Genomic DNA, 15,024 nt, shown 5'->3' on the forward strand with positions numbered 1-15,024 from the left:
AGTCGGTTTTCATGTATCATGTGCGCCCTTTTCGTTGACCGACCTGCCCGAGACCCCCTCCATGCAGCTCTCTTCGCTCACTGCGGTTTCCCCCGTCGATGGCCGCTACGCCGGCAAAACCAGCGCCCTGCGTCCGATCTTCAGTGAATACGGCCTGATCCGCTTCCGCGTCCAGGTCGAAGTGCGCTGGCTGCAGCGCCTCGCCGCCCACGCCGGCGTTCCGGAAGTGGCGCCCTTCTCCGCCGAAGCCAACGCCCTGCTGGACAAGCTCGCCGAAGACTTCCAGTTCGAGCATGCCGAGCGCATCAAGGAAATCGAACGCACCACCAACCACGACGTGAAGGCCGTGGAATACCTGCTCAAGGAGCAGGCCGCCACGCTGCCGGAACTGGCCAAGGTCAGCGAGTTCATCCACTTCGCCTGCACCAGCGAGGACATCAACAACCTGTCCCACGCCCTGATGCTGCGCGAAGGCCGCGACCAGGTGATCCTGCCGCTCATGCGCCAACTGGCCGATGCCATACGCGATCTCGCCGTGCGCTTTGCCGACGTTCCCATGCTGTCCCGCACCCACGGCCAGCCCGCCTCGCCCACCACCCTTGGCAAGGAAATGGCCAACGTCGTCTACCGCCTGGAGCGCCAGATCGCCCAGGTGGCCGCCGTCCCGCTGCTCGGCAAGATCAACGGCGCCGTCGGCAACTACAACGCCCACCTGTCCGCCTACCCGGACATCGACTGGGAAGCCAACGCCCGCGAATTCATCGAAGGCGACCTGGGCCTGAACTGGAACCCCTACACCACCCAGATCGAGCCCCACGACTACATCGCCGAACTGTTCGATGCAGTCGCCCGCTTCAACACCATCCTCATCGACTTCGACCGCGACGTCTGGGGCTACATCTCCCTCGGCTACTTCAAGCAGAAGACCGTTGCCGGCGAGATCGGCTCCTCCACCATGCCGCACAAGGTCAACCCGATCGACTTCGAGAACTCCGAAGGCAACCTCGGCATCGCCAACGCCCTGTTCCAGCACCTGGCCAGCAAGCTGCCGATCTCCCGCTGGCAGCGCGACCTGACCGACTCCACCGTGCTGCGCAACCTCGGCGTAGGCTTCGCCCACAGCGTCATCGCCTATGAAGCCAGCCTCAAGGGCATCGGCAAGCTGGAGCTGAATGCCCAGCGCATCGCCGAAGACCTGGACGCCTGCTGGGAAGTCCTGGCCGAGCCGGTGCAGACCGTCATGCGTCGTTACGGCGTCGAGAACCCCTACGAGAAGCTGAAGGAACTGACCCGCGGCAAGGGCATCAGCCCCGAAGCCCTGCAGACTTTCATCGACGGTCTGGCCATCCCTGCCGAAGCCAAGGCCGAACTGCGCAAACTGACCCCGGCTGCCTACATCGGCAACGCCGTGGCCCAGGCCAAGCGCATCTGACGGGCAACCGCCTCCATACGCCCGGCCGTGCCGGGCGTTTTTATTTCACAGGTTCACTGCCATGACTTCCGATCTTCCCCTGCAAATCCTCGGCGGCATCTCTGCCCGCGAATTCCTCCGTGACTACTGGCAGAAGAAGCCGCTGCTGATCCGCCAGGCCATCCCCGGCTTCGAAAGCCCCATCTCCCCTGATGAGCTGGCCGGCCTGTCCCTGGAAGAGGAAGTCGAGTCGCGCATCATCCTCGAACACGGCGAGCGCCCCTGGGAGCTACGTCGCGGCCCCTTCGCCGAGGACACCTACCAGAACCTGCCCGAGCGCGACTGGACCCTGCTGGTGCAGTCCGTCGACCAGTTCGTCCCGGAAGTCGGCGAACTGCTGGAACACTTCCGCTTCCTGCCCAACTGGCGCATCGACGACATCATGATCAGCTACGCCGCCCCGGGCGGCGGTGTCGGCCCGCACTTCGACAACTACGACGTCTTTCTGCTCCAGGGCCACGGCCGCCGCCGCTGGCGCATCGGCCAGATGTGCGACGCCGACAGCCCGCTGCTGCCCCACGGCGACCTGCGCATCCTCGCCGAATTCATGGGCACCGACGAATGGGTGCTGGAACCCGGCGACATGCTCTACCTGCCGCCGCGCCTCGCCCACTTCGGCACCGCCGAGGACGACTGCATGACCTACTCGGTCGGCTTCCGCGCCCCCAGCGCCGCCGAAGTGCTCACCCACTTCACCGACTTCCTCGCCCAGTTCATCCCGGACGAGGAGCGCTACAGCGACGCCGACATCCAGCCGGTCGAAGACCCGCACCAGATCCAGCAGGACGCCCTCGACCGCCTCAAGGCCCTGATCGCCGAGCACATGAGCGACGAGCGCCTGCTGCTGACCTGGTTCGGCCAGTTCATGACCGAGCCGCGCTACCCCGAACTGGTCACCGGCATCGAAGTCGATGAAGAAGCCTTCGTCGGCGCCATCGAAGACGGCGCCGTGATCATCCGCAACCCCAGCGCGCGCATGGCCTGGTCGGAAGTGGACATCGGCCTGGTGCTTTTCGCCAGCGGCCAGAGCCGTCTGCTGCCCTCCTCCCTGCGCGAACTGCTGCGCCTGGTGTGCTCCAGCGATGCACTGCACATCGAGAACCTCGGCCGATGGCTGGCTGACGAAGACGGGCGTAAGCTTCTGTGGGAACTGATCAAGCAAGGAAGTCTGGAGTTTGCCGATGAGTGAGATTCACGTCCGAATCGCCGACTGGCAGAAGGACAACGCTGACTTGCGACGCATCCGCGAGGCCGTCTTCATCGCCGAGCAATCCGTGTCGCCTGAACAGGAGTGGGATGCCGAGGATGCCGACGCCGTGCACTTCCTCGCCCTCGAGCACGAGTACGCCATCGGCACCGCGCGCCTGTTGCCCGACGGCCACATCGGTCGTGTCTCGGTCCTCAAGGATTGGCGCGGCCTGCATGTCGGTGATCGCCTGCTCGAAGCAGTGATCGCCGAGGCCGAACGCCGCGGCCTCAAGCAGCAGATGCTCTCGGCCCAGGTCCACGCCACGCCGTTCTACGAACGCCATGGCTTCCGCGTGGTCAGCGAGGAGTTCATCGAAGCCGGTATCCCCCACGTGGATATGGTGCGCGACAGCCAATAGAGGTCCCCATGGAATCGAACGTCCCGGAAAACGAAGAGATCGAGGCTGATCTGCCTGCCATCGAATTCCATTCACCGGGGCGTTTCGATGTCCATAACCCGGTCCCGGATCTGCGCGAACCCGCCCCCTGGGAACCCGCCCCGTTCGTGCTCGGCCAGCACGACACCCTGCAGCGCTTCGCCAAACCCGAGGAGGCCCGCGCCCACGCCCTGGCCCTCCTGCAACAGGCCCAGCGCAACCTCAACCTCTACACACCCGACCTGGAGTCCTGGCTCTATCACCACAGCAGCATCCAGACGGCCTGCACCCGCTTCCTTCTGGCCAACCCGCGCAACCGCCTGCGCATCCTGATCCGGGACGTGACCCGCCCGGTGAAGGAAGGCCACCGCCTGCTCAACCTCGTGCGCCGCCTGTCCAGCAACAGCCAGATCCGCCGACTCAACCCGGACCACGCCAACGACGAGTGTGCCTACCTGCTGGTGGACGACCGTGGCCTGCTGATGCGCCCGGAACTGGACAGCTTCGCCGGCTACGCCCTGTACAACGACCCCGGCCGCTGCCGCCTGCGCCAGGTCCAGTTCGACCAGGCCTGGGACCAGAGCGTCAGCGACCCCGACCTGCGGAGTTTCCTGCTATGACGCCACGCGCCCTGCTCGCCGCCCTGTGTCTGGCCCTGAGCCTGCCCCTGCAGGCCGCCACCGAAGTCATCCCGCTCAACTACCGCACCGCCGAAGACGTGATGCCGGTGGTGCAGTCGGTGATCGGCAGCGAAGGTCGGGTCAGCGCCTACGGCAACCAGCTGATCGTCAATGCCTCCCCGCAGAAGATCCAGGAACTGCGCGGCGTGCTCGACAAGCTCGACACCGCACCGCGCCGCCTGCTGATATCGGTGGACACCAGCGACAGCAACTACCAGGACGACCGGGGCTACAGCGTCAACGGCTCGGCCAGCGTCGGCGGCGTCGACGTCCAGGCCGGCCGTGGCGAAGTCAACGGCCGCGACCAGGTGCGCATCATCCGCCGCAGCACCGACAGCCGGGGCGGCGGCGTCCAGCAGGTCCAGGCCACCGAGGGCTATCCCGCCCTCATCCAGGTCGGCCAGAGCGTACCCATCACCAGCGCCAGCACCGGGCCCTATGGGCAGGTCTACACCAACACCGAATACCGCAACGTCACCCGCGGCTTCTACGTCACCGCCAGCGTCACCGGGCAGACCGTGCACGTCAGCCTCAGCAGCAACCGTGACCGCCTCAGCCAGTCCCAACCGGGCGCCATCGACATCCAGAGCACCGACACCCGCGTCAGCGGCCGGCTCGGCGAATGGATCACCGTCGGCGGCGTCAACGAGTCCAGCCAGAGCGACAGCAGTGGTTTCCTGCACCGCCAGACCACCCAAGGCGGCGAGAACATGACCCTGCGCCTGAAGGTCGACAGCCTCGACTGAGCCCTCTCCAACTGACCATCCAGTCGCACACACGACTTTTGTAGTAGCCATAAAAAAACACTACAAAAACGTTTGACGAACACCTGTTTGAGGCGCATGATGGCCCCGCTCCCGCTAACCAGGGGCCCTGAAACGGGCCTCCGGGCCGTGCTCCAGACCAACGAGCCGACCCGTGTTGTGTAGCCCAAAAGGCAGTGCGACGAGGTTGCGACTGGAACGAGGTTGTCCTGAGGGACGGGGAAGCACCGCGAAACTGGCAGACGAAACTTCACCCCTATTCGTGCGTCAAGGCATCCACGAGCCGAAAGCGCCACGGGTAGCGATCACCGAAGCCGCCTGCACCGTTCGTCTCGACCCCTCCCTCCGAGTTCACACTCGCTCTGGTCCATTCTCAGCGTACTGCGGTGAGCAACCCGCCATGGCCTTCCAGGTCCTTGCCCGGGGAAGTTGGTGCTCAACCATACACATTTGAAGGATTGACCATGTCCGCATATCAGAACGAGATCAAAGCCGTTGCCGCGCTGAAAGAGAAGTACGGCAGCAGCTGGAGCGCGATCAACCCCGAGTACGCAGCTCGCATGCGTGTACAGAACCGCTTCAAGACCGGTCTGGACATTGCCAAGTACACCGCGGCCATCATGCGCAAGGACATGGCCGAGTACGATGCCGACGCCTCCGTCTACACCCAGTCCCTGGGCTGCTGGCACGGCTTCATCGGTCAGCAGAAGCTGATCTCCATCAAGAAGCACCTGAAGACCACCAACAAGCGCTACCTCTACCTGTCCGGCTGGATGGTTGCCGCCCTGCGTTCCGACTTCGGCCCGCTGCCCGACCAGTCCATGCACGAGAAGACCGCCGTCGCCGGCCTGATCGAAGAGCTGTACACCTTCCTGCGCCAGGCGGACGCCCGCGAACTGGACCTGCTGTTCACCGCCCTGGACGCTGCACGCGCCGCCGGTGACAAGGCCAAGGAAGCCGAAGTACAGGCCCAGATCGACGGTTACGAAACCCACGTCGTCCCGATCATCGCCGACATCGACGCTGGCTTCGGTAACCCGGAAGCCACCTACCTGCTGGCCAAGAAAATGATCGAAGCCGGTGCCTGCTGCATCCAGATCGAGAACCAGGTTTCCGACGAGAAGCAGTGCGGCCACCAGGACGGCAAAGTGACCGTTCCCCACGAAGACTTCCTCGCCAAGATCAACGCCGTTCGCTACGCGTTCCTCGAACTGGGTGTGGACGACGGCGTGATCGTTGCCCGTACCGACTCCCTGGGTGCCGGCCTGACCAAGCAGATCGCCGTGACCAAGCAGCCGGGCGACCTGGGCGACCAGTACAACTCCTTCCTGGACTGCGAAGAGATCTCCGCCGCCGAACTGAAGAACGGCGACGTCGTGATCAACCGCGAAGGCAAGCTGCTGCGTCCCAAGCGCCTGCCGTCCAACCTGTTCCAGTTCCGTCAGGGCACCGGCGAAGACCGCTGCGTACTGGACTGCATCACCAGCCTGCAGAACGGCGCCGACCTGCTGTGGATCGAAACCGAGAAGCCGCACGTTGGCCAGATCAAAGGCATGGTTGACCGCATCCGTCAGGTCATCCCGAACGCCAAGCTGGTCTACAACAACAGCCCGTCCTTCAACTGGACCCTGAACTTCCGCCAGCAGGTGTTCGACGCCTGGGCCGCTGAAGGCAAGGACGTCTCCGCCTATGACCGCGCCAAGCTGATGAGCGTCGAGTACGACGAGACCGAACTGGCCCAGGTTGCAGACGAGAAGATCCGTACCTTCCAGCGTGACGGTTCCGCCCACGCCGGCATCTTCCACCACCTGATCACCCTGCCGACCTACCACACTGCGGCCCTGTCCACCGACAACCTGGCCAAAGGCTACTTCGCCGACCAGGGCATGCTGGCCTACGTGAAGGGTGTTCAGCGTCAGGAACTGCGCCAAGGCATCGCCTGCGTCAAGCACCAGAACATGGCTGGCTCCGACATCGGCGACAACCACAAAGAGTACTTCGCTGGCGAAGCGGCTCTGAAGGCAAGCGGTAAAGACAACACCATGAACCAGTTCCACTAATAGGGACTGTTCACCGGCGGGCCCTCGGGCCCAGCCGGATGCCTCAAGGCCCCGGTAGCGATACCGGGGCCTTTTTCATTCCGCCTTACTCCGCGGGCGCAGAGCCTCACCTCGATCGATCCCGCCTTACTGGCCGTTGACCAGCCGCAGGCGCTTCCCGGTGAGCACGCAGGCCCCCCGCGTTGTTCCGCCACGCTCGACGGCAACGGTTCCTGGCCCTCAACGAGCCGGCTTGAGCGCCGGCGGTCACCCGTTTCACAACGCCTCCAGGAGTCTGGTATCAACACCGATACCCGTCAGTCCGACGAAGACGCCGTATCACTGGGCAGGAGATCCCGAGCCAAGGCCTGAGCGCCCTGGAAGTCCAGGCGCTCCACCCGCGCGGCAAAAGCTGCCGCCGCTTCTTGCAGGCTTTCCGGGGCGCGCCCCTTGAGTTCCCGCGCGCGGTCCAATGCCTGGATCGAGCCACTGGCCAGCAGCTCCAGCGTCTGCTGCAGCACCTCCCGCCAGGCGCCCTCATCCAGCGCCGGCAATGGCTCCTGGCCCTGTCCGACCAGAGCGTCCACCTGGAACTGCTCCAGCAGCTGCTGGTTGCTCTCCACCAGCAGTGCCCGCAACTGCAGCAGCCAGCTCGGGTCCTCAAGGAAAGGGGCCGCTGTATCCGGCGTCAGTCCGCGCCCCCGACTCTCCAGCTCCATGGCCAGATGCGACAGCGCCCGCGCGCCCATGGTGCCCGTGCTGCCCTTGATGCCATGCAGTACCGCCAGCACACCGCGCAGATCAGCGTCGTCACGGGCCTGCTGCAACTGATCCAACTGGTGCTCGGTCTCCTCGCGGAAGCTGACCAGCACCGTCTGCAGCAGCGTCAGGTTGTCGGCGAAGCGCGAAAGGATCGACGCCGGCGGCTCCAGCAGCACCTGTGCATCCGGCTCGGCCCGGGGCGGCGGGGGCTCCAGCGGTGCCCGCGCGCCCCCACCGGTCCAGAACAGCAGCACCCGGGTCAGTTGCTGGATGTCCACCGGCTTGCCGACGTGATCGTTCATCCCCGCCTCCAGGCAGGTGCGCCGGTCCTGCTCCGAAGCATTGGCGGTCATGGCAATGATCGGCAGCGTCCGGCAGCGCTCATCCAGGCGGATGCGCCGTGAGGCCTCAAGGCCGTCGATGTCCGGCATCTGGATGTCCATCAGCACCGCATCGAAGCGCTCCGGCTCCGCCAGCACCGCCTGCACGCCCTCCAATCCGCCCTCCGCAAGGGCCACCTCGGCGCCCTCCCCCATGAGAAGCTCGGAAGCCACCTGACGGTTCAGGGCGTTGTCCTCCACCACCAGCAGACGAAGCCCGGACAGATGACGGATACGCGCCACACCCGCCGGCTGGCCCGTATCCCCCTCCTCGCCCCAGATCGCCCGCTGCACGGCAGTGGCGAGTTGCTGCGGCGTCACCGGCTTGGTGAGGAATGCCGCGAACGGCGCCTGCCCCTTCTGCTGCTGGTCCGCCAGCACCTCGCTGCCGTGGGCGGTGATCATCACCACCCGAGGTGCCGAAGCCCCCAAGGCCGCCAGAGCACGGCTGGAGGCCAGACCGTCCAGCCCCGGCATGCGCCAGTCCATCAGCACCAGATCGAACGGGTCGCCACGTCGGGCAGCCTGTTGCACCGACGAAACGGCCGCCTCACCCGACATCACGTATTCGCTGCGCCAGCCCAGGGACAACAGCGTGCGCAGCAACACCTCCCCCGCCACCGGGTTGTCGTCCACCACCAGCAGGTGCAGCGGTGCATCCACGCAGGGGCATTCGCTGCGCAACGCAGCGACCGGCTCGCTGATGCCCAGCCGCACATCGAACCAGAAGCGGCTGCCCTCCCCCGCCCGGCTCTCCACCTTCAGCTCGGCGCCCATCAGTTCCACCAGGCGCTTGCAGATGACCAGCCCCAGCCCCGTGCCGCCAAAGCGCCGCGAGGTGGACGCCTCGGCCTGGGTGAAACCGTCGAAAATCCGCTCCAACTGCTCCGGACTGATACCGATGCCGGTATCGCTGATCGACACCTGCAGCAGCACCGAGTCGTCGTCGCAGGCCAATTGCCGGAAAGCCACCACCACCTGGCCCCGGCTGGTGAACTTCAGCGCATTGCCGCCCAGGTTGATCAGCACCTGCTGCAGACGGAAGCTGTCCCCCACCAGGTGCAGCGGCAGGTTGGCGTCGAGGTCGAACATCACCTCCACATCCTTGTCGCCCTGATTGCCCGCCAGCACCACCGCCAGATCACGCATCAGCGACTCCAGCTCGAACGGGTGAGGGTCGAGCTGCAGCTTGCCGGCCTCGATCTTGGAGTAATCCAGAATGTCGTTGAGCAGCCCCAGCAGCGAGCGTGCCGCCGACTGCGCCTTCAGCACATAGTCAAGCTGGCGGCTATCCAGCCCGGTGTCCTGCACCAGGTGCAACATGCCCAGCACCGCGTTCATCGGCGTGCGGATCTCATGGCTCATGTTGGCCAGGAAGAAACTCTTCGCCGCGCTGGCCGCATCCGCCTTGTCGCGAGCGTCCCGCAGGCGCGACTCCAGCTCGCGCTGAGCAGTGATGTCGAGGTTGATCCCGGTCACCCGGGTCGGTCGTCCCAGGGAATCCCGCTCGATCTGCGCCGCTGCCTGGATGTAGCGCACCTGCCCGTCCGGCCGCACGATGCGGAAGATGGGATCGTAGACGGCCGTCCCGGCGATGGCGCCCTGCAATTGCGCCACGACGCGATCCATGTCGTCCGGATGTACCCGCTGGCGCCAATGGTCAAAGGTCAGGCCCTGCTCCCGCAGGCTGCGAGGCTGCCCATACAGCTCGAACATGCGGTCGTTCCAGTTCAGCCGGTTGTCATCCAGGAACCACGACCAGATACCCAACCCCGCCACCTCCGAGGCCAGCAATAGCTGGTCGCGGGCAGCCACCAACTCCTTGCGCTGGTGGTACTGCTCGCTGAGGTCAGTCACCACGCAGACTATGCGCTGCTCGCCCCCCACCTGCATCGGCGCCAGGGTGACCTGCATGGGAAACGCGCTGTCGTCGCTGCGTCGCCCCCACAGCTCCATGCCGCTGGGCCCCAATCCCTCCAACGGCTGCTCGTAGCCAGTCAGCAGTTCGTGGAAGCGCTCCAGAGACACCGGCTCGATCAGGTCCTCGATGGAGCGCCCGACCATGTGCTCGGGCGACACCCCGAACACCACGCCACCCGCCGGATTGAAGGTCTGGATGCGTCCTTCACCGTCGAAGGTGATAACCGGGTTCACCGCCGTATCCAGCACCGCACGAGTTGTAGCCAGACTCTCCGCCAGGCGGCGTTCGGTGGCCTTGCGCTCGGTGATGTCGAGGGCAATGCCCAGGTAACCGGTGATTCGCCCGTGCTCATCGCGCATGGCGGTCACCACCAGAGTCACCGGGAAGCGGCTGCCATCCTTGCGCACATAGGTCCATTCCCGCGCCTCGGAGCCCTCCAGCTCAGGCACCTGGACGAACACCCGAAAGCCCTGCAACGGCTTGCCGTAGTAGGCGGACAGCTCCCGACCACGAGCCACCACCTCCTCGGTCACATGCAGCAGCGCAGGCGTCTGGCGCCCCACCAGCTCCTCCGCCGAATAGCCCAGCAAGCGCTCGGCTCCACGATTGAACACGCGGATCAGCCCGTCCGGATCGGTGGCGATGATGGACACCTCGGTAGCGGCAGTCAGCACGCCATCCAACAACACGTTGGTGCGCAACAACTGGGCGGTGCGCTCGGCCACCTGGCTCTCCAGCCCCGCATTGAGCTCAAGGATGCGCGCCTCCGCCTGCTTCTGCGCTGTGGTGTTGCGTACCGTGCGCGAGATGCCCACCACCCGGCCCAGGCCATCCAGGATCGGCGCTATAGAAAGAGCCACATGCACCAGGCTGCCGTCCTGCCGCCGGTAACGGGTCTCGTACAGGCTGATGCGCTCCCCCAGCAGGGCCTGGTGCAGCAGCGCCTCCTCCTGATCGTGGCCGCGCTCCGGCACCACCAGCCCGACCAGCTCCTGACCAATGGCCTGCTCGGCGCTGTAGCCGAAGATTGTCTCGGCGCCCTGATTCCAACTGGTGATCACGCCCCCCAGGGTCTGGCCAACGATGCCATCGGCCGAGTTCTCGACGATGGCCGCCAGCCGCGCCTGCTCTGCCTGAACCTGGTGCTTGCGCCGCCGACTGACCAGACTCGCCCCCAGCAAGGCCGCCAGCAGCAGGCTGAGCCCGCTGCCCCCGCCCCAGACCAGGGCGGGCGACGCCGTGTTCAAGCGCTCGGCAAACAGCGGCAGCGCAGCGAGCTCGATTTGCCAACGCCGCCCATAGAACGTTCGCAACACCCGCTCCTGCAAGAGCTCGGGGACCTCCGAGGTTGCCCCGGAGCCCTCGTAGAACAGCGGTTCGTCCTCGCCCTCGCTGACGTCCCGGAGGCGCAGGCGCACCGACTCATCCACCAGCTCCAACCCCTGCAGCACCTGCTCGGTGATCAACGGCGCATAGCTCCAGCCCATCAACTGGCGCTCCCGCTCGGCCTCGGTGAGCGGTACCACGCCCTCGCGATAGATCGGCATCAGGATCAGGAACGACTGATGGGGCTTGCCCAGGTACTGCACCAGGGTGATGGGTGCAGTCAGGCGAACCTCACCGCTGCGCATCGCCGACAACGCCGCTTCACGGCGGTTGCGCTCGGAGGCGATGTCCAGCCCGATGGCAGGTTCGTTACCTGCCAGGGGCTCGATGTACTGGATGACAAAATGCTCGCCATCGTGAGGAGACAACTCATGGAGCCGGAAATCGGCCGGTCCGTCTGCCCGCGCCCGCGCCAGGAATGCCTCAAGCTCATTCTTGGGGACACGGCGAATCAGGCCGAATCCGCGCGCCCCCGGAAACTCCCTGGACACATCCCGCGACCGCGCATAACGCCCGAAGAGCTCCCGGCTCATGCCCCACTCTCCGGTGGTCAGCAACGTGCCCCGGGCCCCCCGCAGGCCGTACTGGTAAAGCTCCAGACGCTTGACCACACCATCGGCGACCCGCTCGGCGGCAGCGCTCAGCGCCTTGTGCAGACGGGCCTGGTTGGCCCGCTCCAGCCACCCGGCCAGCAACCCGGTCACCAGCATGCCCGCCAGCGCCGTGAGCAGCATGGCTGCCAGCGGAACGGACACCTGACCGCGGTTTTTCACTCGGCCTCCCCCTCACCGTCCAGCGCCGTCCAGCAGCGCGGGTGCTCGCTTTGCTCGGCGAGAAAGCCACAGGACTCCTCGAAGGGCAGCGGCCGGCAGAACAGGTAGCCCTGCATCAACTGACAGCCCAGTTCCTGCAGGCGCCGAGCCTGCTGCGGGTACTCCACGCCCTCGGCCACCAGCTCCAGGTCCAGGGCCTGGGCCAGGCGGATGACCGCCTCGATGATGGCCGCATCGCTGCGGTCGGTGAGCATCTCGCGGACGAAGCTCTGATCGATCTTCAACACGTCGATGGGCAGGCGCTTGAGGTAGGCCAAGCTGGAATAACCGGTGCCGAAATCATCGATGGCGATGCGCACGCCGATCTCCTTCAGCGCCAGCAAGATGGCTCGGGTGCGGTCGATATCGTGGGCCAGCACCCCTTCGGTGATCTCCAGCTCCAGGTGGTTCGGCGGCAGGCCCGACTCCTCGAGGATGGCCGTGACCATGCCCAGGAAGCTCTCCTCGCGGAACTGCACCGCCGAGATGTTCACACTCATGCACACCGGCCAGCCCATGGCGATCATCCGCTGGGCATCGTTGCAGGCCTGCAGCATCACGAACTTGCCGATGGGGATGATCAGCCCCGTCTCCTCCGCCAGGGGGATGAAGTCCGCCGGCGACACCAGTTGCCCGTCGGAGGTGCGCCAGCGCACCAATGCCTCCATGCCACTGGGGCGGCCGTCGGTGACGTTCACCTTGGCCTGGTAGAACACCTCGAACACCCGTTGCTCCAGCGCCCGGCGCATGTGCCGTTCGAGCATGTGGCGGGCCCGGGTGCTGTTCTCGATCTGCTCGGAGAAGAAGCGGAAGCGATTGCGACCCTCCTGCTTGGCCTGGTACATCGCCGCGTCGGCATAGCGATAAAGCGACTCGAAATTGTCGCAATCGTCGGGGAAAAAGCTGATTCCAATACTCCCCGAGAGATCGTAGCGGTTGCCGTTGATCAGCAGCGGCTGGGCGATGATCCCCAATAGTCGGTCGGCAAAATCCCCCACCGCGTCGAAGCCCTGCACGTCCGGCAGCAGCACCACGAACTCATCGCCGCCCTGGCGACTCACCGTATCCACCGAGCGCACCGCCGCAGACAGCCGCTGGGCCACCTCGCGCAGCACCTGGTCCCCGGTGGTATGGCCGATGGTGTCGTTAAGAAACTTGAAGTTGTCCAGATCCAGCATCAGCATCGCCACCCGCCCCTCACCGCGCCGGTTCTTCTGGATGGCCTGGGCAGCACGGTCCTGCAGCAATGCGCGGTTGGGCAGGCCAGTCAGCGCATCGAAACAGGCCACCCGCTTGGCCTGCTCACGCAGGTCCAGGTGGGCACGCACGTGGGCGCGGACCAGCGGCAGGTTCAGTGGTTTGCGGATGAAGCCCAGGGCACCGCTCTCCAGCGCCTTCAGCTCGTTCTCCGGACCGCTGTGGGCGGTGACGAACAGCACCGAGGCCCCGCGCAACTTCGGGTCCGACTTGATCGCCCGGCAGATCTCGAAGCCGTCCATCAGCGGCATCTGGATGTCCAGCAGCACCACGTCCGGGCGGCAGGCCCTTGCAACATCCAGCGTCCCCGGCCCACCGTTGGCAACATGAATGGACGCCAGGTCGCGGATCGCCTCGCTGAGGATGAGGACGTCGCTGGCCTGGTCATCGACGATCAGGATCACCGGCTCGGTGCTGAAAGAATCCTGCATTCCCTGCTACTCGCTTTCCCTGATTGACAGAGAGACTAGACGAATATGGCACGGTGCCATTGGGCCGCCGGACGGTCGTCGGGCGAAGAAGGAACGCCGCGTGCCACGCGGCGCCTTCAATCAAGATAGAACAGCCGTGCAAGCTTGCAGGCAGCGTTACAAAGCCGGCCATCGCCCGCCTATAGTGAAGTCAGCCGGCCCTGCCGAGCGCCTTTCCCCCGTCAGAGTAGTGCCATGACACTCAAACGCATTGCCACCACCGACCTGCAACTGGGCATGTACGTGCAGGAGTTCTGCGGTTCATGGATGGACCACCCGTTCTTCCGCGCCAAGTTCGTGGTCAAGACCGACAAGGACCTGCAGCGCATCCGCAACAGCGATGTCCATGAAGTCTGGATCGACACCAGCAAGGGGCTGGATATCCACCAGGACCAGGCCAGCGTCAGCGTCGAGGAGGCCGAAGCCGAGATCGACGCCCGCCTGGCCGCCGCCGAGCAGGCACCGCCCATCGAGCGTGCCGACCTGGAAAGCGAGGTCAGCCGCGCCGCCATGCTCTGCGCCAAGGCCAAGGACGCCGTGGTGAGCATGTTCAGCGACGCCCGCATGGGCAAGGCCATCAGCGTCGATGACGCCCAGGGCCTGGTGCAGGAAATCTCCGACTCGGTGCTTCGCCACCCCAATGCGCTGATCAGCCTGGCTCGGCTTAAGACCGCCGACGAATACACCTACATGCACTCCGTTGCCGTGTGCGCGCTGATGATCGCCCTCGCGCGCCAGCTCGGCCTGGGCGAAGCCCAGGTGCGCGAGGCCGGCCTGGCCGGGCTGCTGCACGACATCGGCAAGATGGCCATCCCCATGGACGTGCTGAACAAACCCGGCAAGCTCACCGACGACGAGTTCCAGTGCGTACGCAAGCACCCCGAGGAAGGCACGCGCATCCTGCTGGAGAGCCACCAGGTCAGCGCCCTGGTGCTGGACGTCTGCCTGCACCATCACGAGAAGGTCGACGGCACCGGCTACCCGCACCGCCTGGCCGGCGACCAGATCAGCCTGATGGCCAAGATGGGCGCCGTCTGCGACGTCTACGACGCCATCACCTCCGACCGCCCCTACAAGCGCGGCTGGGACCCGGCCGAGTCCATCCGCCGCATGGCCGAATGGAGCAAGGACCACTTCGACGAACTGGTCTTCCAGGCCTTCGTCAAATCCATCGGCATCTACCCCACCGGCTCACTGGTGCGCCTGGAGAGCGGGCGACTGGGCGTGGTGATGGAACAGCACGAGAAGTCCCTCACCACGCCACGGGTCAAGGTGTTCTATTCCGCCAGGCTGAAGACCGCCATCCCCCAGGAAGTGGTGGACCTGGCCAAGCTCGCCGGCCGCGACCGCATCGTCGGCCGCGAATCCCCGGCGGACTGGAACTTCCGCAACCTCGACGAGCTCTGGTCCGGCATCCCCGATCCCCGGCGCAAGACCACCGGCTGAGGGTGGCCAGA

Annotated in this window: 9 protein-coding genes; 7 read left to right on the forward strand and 2 right to left on the reverse strand. The window is 65.5% G+C overall.

The features are described from left to right. Window positions 1-61: 61 nt before the first annotated feature. From purB to A7D27_RS10305, 6 genes are all read left to right on the forward strand, one after another. Entirely contained in the window at window positions 62-1,432 is a 1,371-nt protein-coding gene (gene purB / locus A7D27_RS10280) for an adenylosuccinate lyase (RefSeq protein WP_069564824.1), read from the forward strand. Between the two features lie 61 nt (window positions 1,433-1,493). After that, complete coding sequence (locus tag A7D27_RS10285; RefSeq protein WP_069564803.1) at window positions 1,494-2,660, forward strand: cupin domain-containing protein; 1,167 nt, start codon at window positions 1,494-1,496, stop codon at window positions 2,658-2,660. After that, on the forward strand, window positions 2,653-3,078 hold the full coding sequence (locus A7D27_RS10290) for a GNAT family N-acetyltransferase (RefSeq protein WP_044406283.1): 426 nt from the start codon (window positions 2,653-2,655) through the stop codon (window positions 3,076-3,078). The genes A7D27_RS10285 and A7D27_RS10290 overlap by 8 nt, the downstream gene beginning before the upstream one ends. A gap of 8 nt (window positions 3,079-3,086) precedes the next feature. Then, window positions 3,087-3,716: a histone acetyltransferase HPA2 gene (locus A7D27_RS10295; protein WP_069561086.1), complete on the forward strand. Its 630-nt coding sequence runs from the start codon at window positions 3,087-3,089 to the stop codon at window positions 3,714-3,716. Next, entirely contained in the window at window positions 3,713-4,522 is an 810-nt protein-coding gene (locus tag A7D27_RS10300) for a secretin N-terminal domain-containing protein (RefSeq protein WP_069561087.1), read from the forward strand. Before A7D27_RS10295 ends, A7D27_RS10300 begins: the two co-directional genes overlap by 4 nt. Window positions 4,523-5,004: 482 nt before the next feature. After that, window positions 5,005-6,600: an isocitrate lyase gene (locus tag A7D27_RS10305; RefSeq protein WP_069561088.1), complete on the forward strand. Its 1,596-nt coding sequence runs from the start codon at window positions 5,005-5,007 to the stop codon at window positions 6,598-6,600. A gap of 296 nt (window positions 6,601-6,896) precedes the next feature. Here the strand turns inward: A7D27_RS10305 and A7D27_RS10310 are convergent, their stop codons facing one another. Both A7D27_RS10310 and A7D27_RS10315 read right to left on the reverse strand, forming a co-directional pair. Then, window positions 6,897-11,801 (reverse strand): PAS domain S-box protein, encoded by a 4,905-nt coding sequence (locus A7D27_RS10310; protein ID WP_139134076.1) that lies wholly within the window; start codon window positions 11,799-11,801, stop codon window positions 6,897-6,899. Then, entirely contained in the window at window positions 11,798-13,528 is a 1,731-nt protein-coding gene (locus tag A7D27_RS10315) for a bifunctional diguanylate cyclase/phosphodiesterase (RefSeq protein ID WP_069561089.1), read from the reverse strand. Before A7D27_RS10315 ends, A7D27_RS10310 begins: the two co-directional genes overlap by 4 nt. A 234-nt stretch (window positions 13,529-13,762) precedes the next feature. Between A7D27_RS10315 and A7D27_RS10320 the strand changes: the two genes are divergently transcribed. Further along, entirely contained in the window at window positions 13,763-15,013 is a 1,251-nt protein-coding gene (locus A7D27_RS10320) for an HD-GYP domain-containing protein (protein ID WP_069561090.1), read from the forward strand. Window positions 15,014-15,024: the final 11 nt, after the last annotated feature.

This window comes from Pseudomonas sp. 1D4 (assembly GCF_001728925.1).
Classification (GTDB): domain Bacteria; phylum Pseudomonadota; class Gammaproteobacteria; order Pseudomonadales; family Pseudomonadaceae; genus Metapseudomonas; species Metapseudomonas otitidis.

Coding starts and splice junctions, on each gene's coding strand:
- A7D27_RS10315 (WP_069561089.1), bottom strand. CDS start 13,528: ATGCAGGATTCTTTCAGCACCGAGCCGGTGATCCTGATCGTCGATGAC.
- A7D27_RS10285 (WP_069564803.1), top strand. CDS start 1,494: ATGACTTCCGATCTTCCCCTGCAAATCCTCGGCGGCATCTCTGCCCGC.
- A7D27_RS10320 (WP_069561090.1), top strand. CDS start 13,763: ATGACACTCAAACGCATTGCCACCACCGACCTGCAACTGGGCATGTAC.
- purB (WP_069564824.1), top strand. CDS start 62: ATGCAGCTCTCTTCGCTCACTGCGGTTTCCCCCGTCGATGGCCGCTAC.
- A7D27_RS10305 (WP_069561088.1), top strand. CDS start 5,005: ATGTCCGCATATCAGAACGAGATCAAAGCCGTTGCCGCGCTGAAAGAG.
- A7D27_RS10300 (WP_069561087.1), top strand. CDS start 3,713: ATGACGCCACGCGCCCTGCTCGCCGCCCTGTGTCTGGCCCTGAGCCTG.
- A7D27_RS10295 (WP_069561086.1), top strand. CDS start 3,087: ATGGAATCGAACGTCCCGGAAAACGAAGAGATCGAGGCTGATCTGCCT.
- A7D27_RS10290 (WP_044406283.1), top strand. CDS start 2,653: ATGAGTGAGATTCACGTCCGAATCGCCGACTGGCAGAAGGACAACGCT.